We start from the raw sequence: 10,373 nt of genomic DNA, 5'->3' as shown, positions 1-10,373 counted from the left end.
CCAGGCTGGGCGGGTGTGTCATATCACCTGTGGGCGGGGGGGGGGGGCGGGGGGGGGGGGGGCCGGGGGGGGGGGGGGGGGTGCGTTTGGCCCGCTGTGGGGGCGGGGCCCCGGGCGCCTCCGGGCGCCGGGGCCTGTCCTCCCCTGTGCTGACCCGGAGCCCCGAGCTCCCAGGGTCATTCCCTTCGGACCGTTTTCCCCGAGCGGTCCGCCTCCCGCAGAAGATCTCCCCCCGGCGGCGGCGGTCAATCCTGGTGGGCGGTCACTCGAACGAGGGGTGTTGTGGCCGGAAAGGCCAGTTTCGAATCCCCATTCGATAACGTGACGATGTGGCGGAGTGCGTGAGGGCATCGTTCCGCACACCGGGAACAGCGGCAGAAAGCGGTACGAGTGGACCGGCCGGGAAGAGCGGGAGCGAGCGGGTCCGAGCGAGCCAGGGGGGTGCCATTACCGATGGTGCGGCGCATCGACGTGACAGGAGCGGGCGGTGTACGCCTTGCCGCATGGGAGTATGCCGACCCTCCCAAGAGTGACCAGCCGAAGGCGTCCGAGGCGCCCGGCGTGCTGTTACTGCACGGCCTCATGGGCCGCGCCTCGCACTGGGCGTCCACCGCCCGCTGGCTCTCCGAGCGGCACCGCGCCATCGCCCTCGACCAGCGCGGTCACGGCCAGAGCGACAAGGCCCCGGAGGCCGAGTACACCCGCGAGGCCTACGTCGAGGACGCCGAAGCCGCTCTCGACCAGCTCGGCCTCGGACCGGCCGTCGTCGTCGGCCACGCGATGGGCGCGCTGACCGGCTGGCAGCTCGCCGCCAAGCGCCCCGATCTCGTCCGGGCCCTGATCATCTGCGACATGCGGGCCTCGGCGCTCGGCTCCGCCTCCCAGCGTGAATGGGAGGACTGGTTCAAGGCCTGGCCCGTCCCCTTCGCCACACTCGCCGACGTACGGAAGTGGTTCGGCGAGGACGATCCCTGGGTGGAGCGCCCGAATCCCTCCCGCGGCGAGTTCTACGCCGAGGTGATGCACGAGTCCCCCGACGGCTGGCGCCCCGTCTTCGAGCCCGAACAGATGCTCAAGTCCCGCCAGACATGGGTGTACGACGCCCACTGGGAGGAGCTCGCCCAGGTCCGGTGCCCCGCCCTCGTCGTCCGCGGCCTCGACGGCGAACTCGGCCGGGCCGAGTCCCAGGAGATGGTCCGGGTCCTGCCGCGCGGCCGGTACGCCGAGGTCGCGGACGCCGGCCACCTCGTGCACTACGACCAGCCCGAGGCGTGGCGCGCCGCGATCGAGCCGTTCTTGGACGGGGTACTCACCGGCTGATGCCGTCCGGAAGCGTCACAAAATGATCACAAAGCTTCACCGGATCTTCATATTCCGTTCGTGTGTGGTGCCCAATAGCGCTGCGGCGCGGTGTGCCGTCCCGGCCGCTCAGCTCACCTTTCAGGGGGACGCGCACCGCAACGCCGCGAGAGCACCGGTGGCGGCCCGCGCGTTCACCCCTTGCTGACCGCCGCCAGGATCTCCGGCAGCCGCCCCGCCGTCCGGGGCGCCGCGAGCTTGAGCCCCAGGAGCGTGATCAGCGCCCCGTAGACGGCGCCCACGGGCAGCAGCAGCCAGGTCCAGTGGTCGCCGTCGGCGCTCACGTTCAGCCAGATCGTCAGGGCGATGACGGGAGAGGCGAGCAGCGCGGCCGAGATCAGGCCGCCGAAGATCGCGATCCAGGCGAGACCGGCCTGACCGGGCGCCACGTTCTTGTAGCCCTCCTGGGGGATGGAGTACGGGAAGCGCGCCGAGGACCAGGCGCCGGTCGCCAGCATCGCGCCGAGCAGCGCGAAGGACAGGCCGAGCACCTCGGGCAGCTTCCCCCACGCGCCGAGCAGCCCGGTCGTCACGACGGTCACGAGCGTCGCGTACGGCAGCGTGATCACCAGCAGGGCCAGCGCCCGCCCGCGCAGCTCGACGTACGCGTCGCGGGTCGAGGAAATCGTCAGCGCCACCATCCAGAACGCGGACGTGTCCTGCCCGAACTGGTTGTACATCTGGATCCCGAGCATCCCGGCCGCGAAGCACGCGAAGTAGACCGAGCCGGTGCCCTGGAGCGCGTTGAACACCGGCACGATCAGTCCGATGGCCAGCGAGGTCACCCAGGCGGCCTTGGTCTTCGGATCGCGCCACACGTACCGCAGGCTGCGCTCCATGACCGTGCCGGTGCGTCCGGCCGGCAGCAGCCGCGCGAGCCCCGAGGAGCCGCGCTCCTTGGCGGCGGGTTCCGCGGCCTGGAGCGTGGACCCGTCGGGCGAGGTCATCAGCCGCGTCAGATGACGGGACCAGAGCGCCAGCAACCCCGCCAGGGCGGCCGCGCACAGCGCGAGCTGGACCGTCCCGGCCCCGTACGACCCGTCGCTCACCGAGTCCACGGCACCGATCGCCGACGCGGGCGGGATCCAGCGCAGCACGTTCGTCACCGGGTCCAGCTCCGACAGCCCGCCCGCCGAACCGAGCCGCTGCGCGCCGAAGTTGACGAGCTGGGCGCCGACCGCGACGACCAGTCCGCTGAGCACCGCCAGATCGCGGCCCTTGCGGCTGGACAGCAGCCGGATGTTGGCGGCCGCGACGGCCCGCGCGAGGGCCACACAGACCAGCAGGGCGAGTACGAGGGCGACCACCGCCGTCGCGTACGCGGCCGCCCCGTGCGCGACCGCGATCACCGAACCGAGCAGCAGGCAGAACGTGAAGAGCGGCCCGACACCGACCAGGGAGGCGGCCAGCAGCGCCCGGACGAGCGGCCGCGGCCGCAGCGGCAGCATCACCAGTCGCGTCGGATCGAGTGTCTCGTCGCCGCTGGGGAAGAACAGCGGCATCACCGTCCAGCCGAGCGCCAGGATTGCCACGAGAAGGACGCCGACGGCGGTGGCGTGCTCGTTGCCGCGCAGGGCGATCAGGCCGAGCAGTTGGAGCGCGGCGAAGAGCAGCACGAGCACCGTGGAGGCGATGAACGCGGCCCGCCGCCCGGCGGACTGCCGCAGGCCGTTGCGCAGGAGCGACAGCTTCAGCCGTACGACGACGGGGGTGATCGACGCGGCGGAGACGCCGGTGCCGGCGCTCATCGGGGAGTCCCGCCGCCCAGCCAGTCCAGATCGGCCGCGGTGCCGCGGCCGTGCGCGCCGACCAGTTCGAGGAAGGCCTGCTGGAGCGAGGGCGCGGCGCCGCGTACGTCGGCGAGCGGACCGTGTGCGCGGATGCGCCCGGCGGCCATGACGGCGACCCAGTCGCACAGCGACTCGACCAGCTCCATCACATGGGAGGAGAAGACGACGGTGGCGCCGGACGCGGTGTACCGCTCCAGGACGCCCCGGATGATCTGCGCGGAGACCGGGTCCACGCCCTCGAACGGCTCGTCCAGGAAGAGGACTTCGGGGTTGTGCAGGAGCGCGCAGGCCAGGCCGATCTTCTTGCGCATGCCCGTCGAGTAGTCGACGACGAGCTTGTGCTGGGCGCCCGCGAGGTCGAGGACGTCGAGGAGCTGGGTGGCGCGCTTGTCGACCTCGGTGCCGGGCAGCCCCCTCAGCCGGCCGGTGTAGCCGAGCAGTTCGCGTCCGGAGAGCCGCTCGAAGAGCCGGAGCCCCTCGGGCAGCACGCCGATCCGGGCCTTCACCTCCGCCGGGTCGCGCCAGACGTCGTGACCGACGACCTCGACCGTGCCCTGATCGGGTCTGAGCAGCCCGGTCACCATCGACAGGGTGGTGGTCTTGCCAGCGCCGTTCGGCCCGACGAGCCCGATGAACTGCCCCGCGGGAAGCTCCAGATCGATCCCGGCCACGGCGACCTGCTCACCGAACCGCTTCCAGAGCCCCCGCACACGCACGGCGGGCACGCCGCCGCCCTTCGCTCCCTCGCTCATACAGGCACCCTAAGGGCCCCCGGCCGCGCGGTACCGGCCCCCGCCGAGTCCCGGTCGATCTACCGGTCCCGTCCGCAGGCGTAGGCCAGCGGGGAGATCAGCTCCTCCGCGTCCGGCAGCCAGCGGTTCGCGGGCGTCGGCCGGCAGGCCCACTGGACGGCACCCCGGGATCCGACCCGGGTCGGCGGCGCGGCCACGTAGGCGCCCTCGCCGAGCACGGTCAGATCGAGCGAGGCGGGCGGCCAGCCCAGCGCCCGCACCAGGTCGGGGACCTTCGCCGCGGCTCCGGGGAGCACGAAGAAGTGCATGCGGCGGTCCGGGGTGCACGTCACCGGCCCGAGGGTGAGCTCCATCCGCCGCATCCGGGCGAGTGCCAGGAACCCGGCCGTCTCGGGCACGTCGATCGCGTCGAACGCACGCCCCGTGGGCAGCAGGATCGACGCCTCCGGCCGCACCGACCAGAACCGCCGCGCTGCGGTCGCGCTGCCCGTGGCCTGGGCCGCCCAGTCCTCGCGCGCCGGATGCGCGCCGGGCGCGGCACAGGCGGGTTCACCGCAGGAGCAGAGCTGCACCCCGCCGTCCGTCACCAGCCAGGTGCCGGGGAACACGTCCCAGTGGCGTTCCTCGGCATAGCGCACGGCGGTTTCCGGCAGCGATTCGCCACGCTGCCGGGGGATGTGTGCGGACTCGGTTCCTGTGATGATCTCTTCCACGTCGATGTCAACTTCCGCGTCCACCCAGGGTTACGGGGGACACGCGCGCGGGGGAGGAGCATCGATTCCCCGGCTGGGGCGCATGGATGCACGTGTGGGGGCGCGCGGGGGCAGCGGCAGCCGGTAGCGGGTAATCACGGGTGGGGTCGGGCGACCGCCCTTACCCCGGCAATCCTCACATGTCTCGCATCTTCGGCATGTCTGCGGGGCATTGATCTTCCTGGCCGGCCTCCTTCGGTGCGCCGGCCGGTGAGGACACGTCAACTCGGTGCGTGGGCAGGCACCGCAGCCACAGGGGGTACGCCATGGCCGCAAGGCCTCTCATCGCCAGGCAGCCGAACGAACGGCTCCAGGCACTCATCCAGGAAGCGGGCTGCTCGAACGCCGGGCTGGCCCGCCGAGTGAACATGTGCGGAGCGGAGCACGGACTCGATCTGCGCTACGACAAGACGTCGGTCGCGCGCTGGCTGCGCGGGCAGCAGCCCCGGGGGCGGGCTCCGGCGATCATCGCCGAGGCGCTCGGCCGCAAGCTCGGCAGGACGGTCACGATCGACGAGATCGGCATGGCCAACGGCAAGAACCTGGCGTCCGGCGTGGGCCTCCAGTTCTCGCCGACGATACTGGGCGCGATCGAGCAGGTCTGCGAGCTGTGGCGCAGCGACGTGGGGCGACGGGACTTCCTGTCCGGGTCGTCCGTCGCCGCCTCCGCGCTCGTCGAGCCGAGCCGCGACTGGCTGATCTCGTCGCCGGACTCGCAGGTGGCCCGGTCGGCGGGCCCGCGCGTCGGGCTCTCGGACGTGGCGGCGGTCCGCGCGATGACCCAGGCCCTGACCGACCTGGACCACCAGTACGGCAGCGGGCATGTGCGCCCGGTGGTCGTGCACTACCTGAACAGCGTGGTCTCCGGACTGCTCGCCGGTTCCTACCGCGAGGCGGTCGGACGTGAACTGTTCGCCGCCGTCTCCCGGTTGACGGAACTCGCCGGCTACATGGCCATCGACACCGGCCAGCCTGGGCTCGCCCAGCGCTACTACATCCAGGCGCTGCGACTCGCGCAGGCGGCAGGCGACCGCGCCTACGGCGGATACGTCCTCGCCGCGTCCATGAGCCACCTGGCCGCCCAGCTCGGCAACCCGCGCGAGATCGCGCAGTTGGCGCGCGCGGCCCAGGAAGGGGCGCGCGGCCGGGTGACACCGCGGGCGGAGTCGATGTTCCACGCCGCCGAGGCGCGCGGGCACGCGCTGATGGGCGACGCGCGCGCCGCGCAGGTGGCGTCCGGGCGGGCCGTCACGGCCCTGGAGAACGCGGACGCGGCCTCCGGGGACGACCCGACGTGGATCGCGCACTTCGACGAGGCCTATCTGGCCGACGAGTTGGCCCACTGCCACCGGGATCTCGGCCAGGCCGAGGCCGCCGCGCGGTGCGCCGAGGAGTCCCTGGCCGGCCTTCCCGAGTCGCGTGCCCGCCGCCGGGCCATCGGCTATGTCCTGCTCGCCACGGCACAGGTCCAGCAGCGCGAGGTGGAGCAGGCCTGCCACACCGGTCTGCGCGCCGTCGAACTCCTCGGCACACTCCGCTCCAACCGCGGTGCCGAGTACCTGGAGGACCTTCAGCAGCGCCTGGCGCCGTTCCAGGACGAGGCCGTGGTGCGGGAGTTCGGGGCGCGCATGGAGCTGCAGGCGGCGGCGTGACCGTACGCCGGTGCGGGGTGTGATCATTTCGCTTCGCGGTCTTCCGGGCTCGGGTCCGTGAACATATGGCCCGTAGAGGAGTGAACGCCGGGAAAACGAGGGCGCTGTGGGGGAAGGGAGTGAGATACAGCGCATTCGGGGGCGGTTTCGTTACCTGTGTCACAAGGCGCCGCGGTCACCGCAGGTGCTGCGTGGCACCGGGTTGCGGGGACCCGGTAGCGTGAGCCGATGATTCCGAAGGTCCCCCATTCGTAGGAGTCCCGGTGACGCAGAGTGGACAGGGCGAGGAGCCCTCGGCGCGGCCCGCGCGCGAAGGCATCGTGCTGCCCTCCGACGGTAGCGAGCCCCTGCTGCCGGGTACGACGGGTGACCGGGTGACCCCGGCCAGTGGTCCCGCCTGGGGTGGGCAGTGGGGTCCCGACCGGTCGGCCGCCCCCGCCCCGCAGTCCGCGGACGGCTGGGGCGCGCCCGCGAACGCCGATCCGTCGTGGGGTGCCCCCACACCTCCCGGGGCCCAGGGTTGGCCGGCGGCGGACCCGCACGGCGCACAGCAGGCGCACGGCTTCGGCGCGCCCGGATCCGGCTCCGCACCGCTGCCGCCCGAGGGCGCGTCGTCCTCGGCGTACGGCGCCCAGAACGGCTATGCGCCGGGGGCGCACGGCTCGGGCGCCGCCGCCGGCTACGGCGGCTACGGCGGCTACGGGGTCCAGGAGCAGCAGGGCGGGCACGCCGGCCACGGGACCCAGCTCCCTGCCGGTGGCGAGGACGGTGCCACCCAGTACATTCCGTACATACCGGCCGCCCCGGGTGCCGACGAGGGGGCGACGCAGTTCATACCGCCGGTTCCCGCCGCGCCGGACGAGGGCGCCACCCAGTTCATACCGCCGGTCGGGCTGGGCGCCCTGCCGCCGGAGGTCGCGGCCGGCACCCCGCACTACCCGGGGCAGACCGCGCGGGGCGGTTCGGACGCCGACGCCACGCAGTACATCCCGCCCGTCCCCGCGCAGCCCTCGGGGTCCTACGGGATGCCCTCCGGCGCGCCCGAGGAGCGGCAGCCCCCGGCCGAGTTCGACAATCTCTTCCGCAGCGAGCCGGAGGTGGCCGGGGCGACGCAGATGCTGCCGCGTATCGACGCGGGCGGCCCGCAGGACCCGTACGGCCCGCAGGACCCTTACGGACCGGGTGACCGGTACGGCGCCCAGCCGGGGCCCGGCGCCGGCGGCGGACGTGCCGCCGGGCGGCGTGGTGGCCAGTCCGGCGGTGACGGAGGCGGCGGTGGCCGCAGCGGCTCGCGCGTCCCGCTGATCGCGGCGGTCGGCATCGGCATCATCGTGCTCGGTGTCGGCGCCGGTGCCCTGCTCAGCGGTGGCGGCGGTGGCGACGACGGCAAGGACGACACCGGCAAGACGGTGGCCGCGACCGCGCCCGCGACGGCGGGTTCGTCGGCGCCCGCCGGTGCCGATCCGGTGAAGGCGCAGGCCGTCGAACTGGACAAGCTTCTCGCGGACAGCGCCAGCAGCCGCGACTCGGTGATCAACGCCGTGGCGAACGTGAAGGCGTGCGGCGACCTCGACCAGGCGGCCGGTGACCTGCGGGACGCGGCCAAGCAGCGTGGCGAGCTGGTCACCCGGCTCTCCGGCCTCTCGGTCGACAAGCTGCCGAACCACGACGAGCTGAGCGCCGCCCTGAACAGCGGCTGGAAGGCCTCCGCCGCGGCCGACAACCACTACGCGGCCTGGGCCGACCAGGTCAAGAACGACAAGAAGGGCTGCCGCAAGGGCCATGCCCGCACCACCGGGCAGACCCAGGCGGGTGACCGGGCCAGCGGTACGGCCTCCGCCCGGAAGGGGAAGGCCGCGACGCTGTGGAACGCCATCGCGTCGGAGTACGGCCTGACGCAGCGGGCCCGCACCCAGCTCTGACCGCGTACACCGGCTCGGATCGCGTACACCGGCCCCGGCCGCGTACACCGGCCCCGGCCGCGTACACCGGCCCCGGTCGACCACGAAAAGCCCGGCCCCCGCGCCGAACGGCGAGGGGGCCGGGCTTTCGTCGTGAGCGGTGTCCCGCCTCCGGCCGGCTAGTCCTCCCCGGACAGGGTCTTCGTCATGTTGACGAACCCCTTGCGCTGTGAGGTGAGCTGACCGCCGCTGACGGCCTGGAAGGTGACGTTGGCGTTGACCAGGCGCGGGAAGTCGGCGGCGGCGGTGTCCGCGTCGAAGCGCCAGCTCAGGGTCGGGGTGAGCCCGCCGGTGTCCACCTTGAGGCCGTTGTCGAGTTCGCGCCGGAGGGTGAGGGGCGAGACCTCTCCCGCACCGAGGGACTCGATGGCCTTCTTCAGCACGGTGTAGGCGATCCAGGTGGTCTGCACCCCGGCGTCGGCGGGGTCGATCCGGTTGTCGCCGAAGGCCTGTTCCTTGATCACCGCGCGCATCGGGTTCCAGCGCGAGTCGTCGGCGGTCGGGTACCAGCCGGTGACGTACGAACCCTCGTAGGGGCCCGACTTGCCGCCGGTGGCGTCGATGAGCGACTGGTCGACGTTGCCGATGACCGTACCGGTGTGCACCTTCGGGAAGTCCTCGGCGTCGCGCCGGAAGGAGTCCATGAAGGTGTTCGTGCGGTCGCCGAGCGCGGGGACCACACAGCCCGGCCTGCTCGGGTCGGACGTCGCGTGCTCGAGCGCCTGCTGGGTCGGCCGGGAGTACTCGGTGGCGTCCTCGGCCGCCCGCTGGTCCGCGGCCCGCGGGTGGCCCAGCGCCTTCAGGCCGGAGTCGAGCAGCACCGGCAGCTCGTCACCGGCGATGGTGTCGGGGCGTATGAGCGAGACAGGGCCGCAGTTCTTGCCGAGCTGCTCGCCGAGGCCCGCCAGCAGGACGCCCTGACCGCCGTTGACGGGGTAGGAGACGGGGCTGGTGAACTCGTCGTCGGTGACGCCGAAGCCTCCGATGTAGGGGATGCCCGCGCTCTCCAGCGGGGCGAGGAACGCCCGGCTGTGCTGGCTGTAGGAGCCCACGACCGCGACGACGTCCTCGTCGACGGCCCGCTCGGCGCAGTGCGCTGCGGCGACCGAGTCGTTGTGGTCGTTGCAGGTGAGGACCTCAAGATGGCGGCCGTTGATGCCGCCGTGCGCGTTGACCCAGCGCGCGTAGGCCTTCGCCAGGGCCGGCATTCCGGGCTTGTTCGTTGCGTTGGTCTTCTCGGGGGCCCAGGTCATCACCTTGACGGGGCCATCCCCGGAGCCCCCCGTGGCACCAGGGATGACCCCGCATCCGACGGCGACCGACGCGCACGCCACCAAGGCGCTCGCGTACAGCAGCTTGGCCTTGCGGGGCCGGGGCGGGGTGGGGGAGGTGGTGCGAGTACGTCGCCTACCGGTCATGGGCATGCACGATTCCGCCACATCAAAAATATTTATGTGACTCGTGGTCGACACCGGGTGACGCAGAGGTGAATTGCAGGGGTCGATGAACTGTTTTTCACAGGGAACGTACGATCGATGACCGTGCAAGACTCGGAGAACTCTTCCCGCCGCGGCCGTCGCTCATCCACCATGGGCGGCATGCCACTGAACGACATGCCCTGGTGGCGCTGGCGCAGCAATGTGCGCTCCGCGCTGCACATGCTTTCCGACCCCGCGTTCCAGAGAGACGTCTGGCTCGCCGGCGTCGACGGATACGGCGACGTCACCGACGCCGTGTACCGCCTGGTCGAGGACACCTGGCTGGACAACTGGTCGGCCGAGAAATACATCGGCACGATCTTCCGGGACTCCCAGGAGGCGGCCCTCGTGGACAGTGCCGTCCTGCGGGTCCTGCGGATCATGCACCAGGTCGGACCCGACGCGCCGGTCTCCGCCTATCTCGACCACCAGGGCTGGCCGGACGCCCTGCAGGCCGCGCGCGCCGCGCACGTACGGCTGTCGTCGAGCGACGGAGAGGACCCGGACACGCCTCCACGCACCCTTGAGGTCCTGCGCATTCTGACGCGGTCCGCGTAGGCCCGGCGCGGCGTCCTGACGCGGTCGGCGCGGCGTCCGCGTGGCGGGACGGCACTCCTGCGCGGGCGCCT

The 10,373-nt window shown here is 72.5% G+C and carries 8 protein-coding genes; 4 read left to right on the top strand and 4 right to left on the bottom strand.

Going from position 1 to position 10,373, the window contains the following annotated elements:
* The first annotated feature begins 453 nt into the window (after positions 1-453).
* Positions 454-1,320 carry an alpha/beta fold hydrolase gene (locus ACFXGX_RS19875; RefSeq protein ID WP_384792656.1) on the top strand — a complete coding sequence of 289 codons (867 nt, stop codon included), beginning with the start codon at positions 454-456 and terminating at the stop codon, positions 1,318-1,320.
* A gap of 173 nt (positions 1,321-1,493) precedes the next feature.
* Here ACFXGX_RS19875 and ACFXGX_RS19870 read toward each other — a convergent pair whose 3' ends face one another.
* From ACFXGX_RS19870 to ACFXGX_RS19860, 3 genes are read right to left on the bottom strand one after another with little or no spacing between them, the layout of a single operon-like run.
* On the bottom strand, positions 1,494-3,107 hold the full coding sequence (locus ACFXGX_RS19870) for a transporter (RefSeq protein ID WP_384792653.1): 1,614 nt from the start codon (positions 3,105-3,107) through the stop codon (positions 1,494-1,496).
* Positions 3,104-3,901 (bottom strand): ABC transporter ATP-binding protein, encoded by a 798-nt coding sequence (locus ACFXGX_RS19865; RefSeq protein ID WP_384792650.1) that lies wholly within the window; start codon positions 3,899-3,901, stop codon positions 3,104-3,106. The genes ACFXGX_RS19870 and ACFXGX_RS19865 overlap by 4 nt, the downstream gene beginning before the upstream one ends.
* 59 nt (positions 3,902-3,960) lie before the next feature.
* Entirely contained in the window at positions 3,961-4,614 is a 654-nt protein-coding gene (locus ACFXGX_RS19860; protein WP_384792759.1) for a bifunctional DNA primase/polymerase, read from the bottom strand.
* 305 nt (positions 4,615-4,919) lie between these two features.
* Here ACFXGX_RS19860 and ACFXGX_RS19855 point away from each other — a divergent pair, with 305 nt between their 5' ends.
* The gene (locus tag ACFXGX_RS19855; protein WP_384792647.1) at positions 4,920-6,305 is read left to right on the top strand and encodes a transcriptional regulator; all 1,386 of its coding nucleotides are present in this window, start codon (positions 4,920-4,922) and stop codon (positions 6,303-6,305) included.
* A 263-nt stretch (positions 6,306-6,568) separates the two neighbouring features.
* Positions 6,569-8,227 (top strand): hypothetical protein, encoded by a 1,659-nt coding sequence (locus ACFXGX_RS19850; protein ID WP_384792644.1) that lies wholly within the window; start codon positions 6,569-6,571, stop codon positions 8,225-8,227.
* Between the two features lie 158 nt (positions 8,228-8,385).
* On the opposite strand, the gene ACFXGX_RS19845 is transcribed toward ACFXGX_RS19850, so the two are convergent.
* The gene (locus ACFXGX_RS19845; protein ID WP_384792641.1) at positions 8,386-9,684 is read right to left on the bottom strand and encodes an ABC transporter substrate-binding protein; all 1,299 of its coding nucleotides are present in this window, start codon (positions 9,682-9,684) and stop codon (positions 8,386-8,388) included.
* Between the two features lie 117 nt (positions 9,685-9,801).
* Here ACFXGX_RS19845 and ACFXGX_RS19840 point away from each other — a divergent pair, with 117 nt between their 5' ends.
* A complete protein-coding gene (locus tag ACFXGX_RS19840; RefSeq protein ID WP_384792638.1) occupies positions 9,802-10,302 on the top strand; it encodes a hypothetical protein in 501 nt (166 codons plus the stop codon).
* Positions 10,303-10,373: the final 71 nt, after the last annotated feature.

Source organism: Streptomyces sp. NPDC059371 (assembly GCF_042751995.1).
In the GTDB taxonomy this organism is placed as follows: Bacteria; Actinomycetota; Actinomycetes; order Streptomycetales; family Streptomycetaceae; genus Streptomyces.
This window is presented reverse-complemented; position numbering and strand designations above follow the sequence as displayed.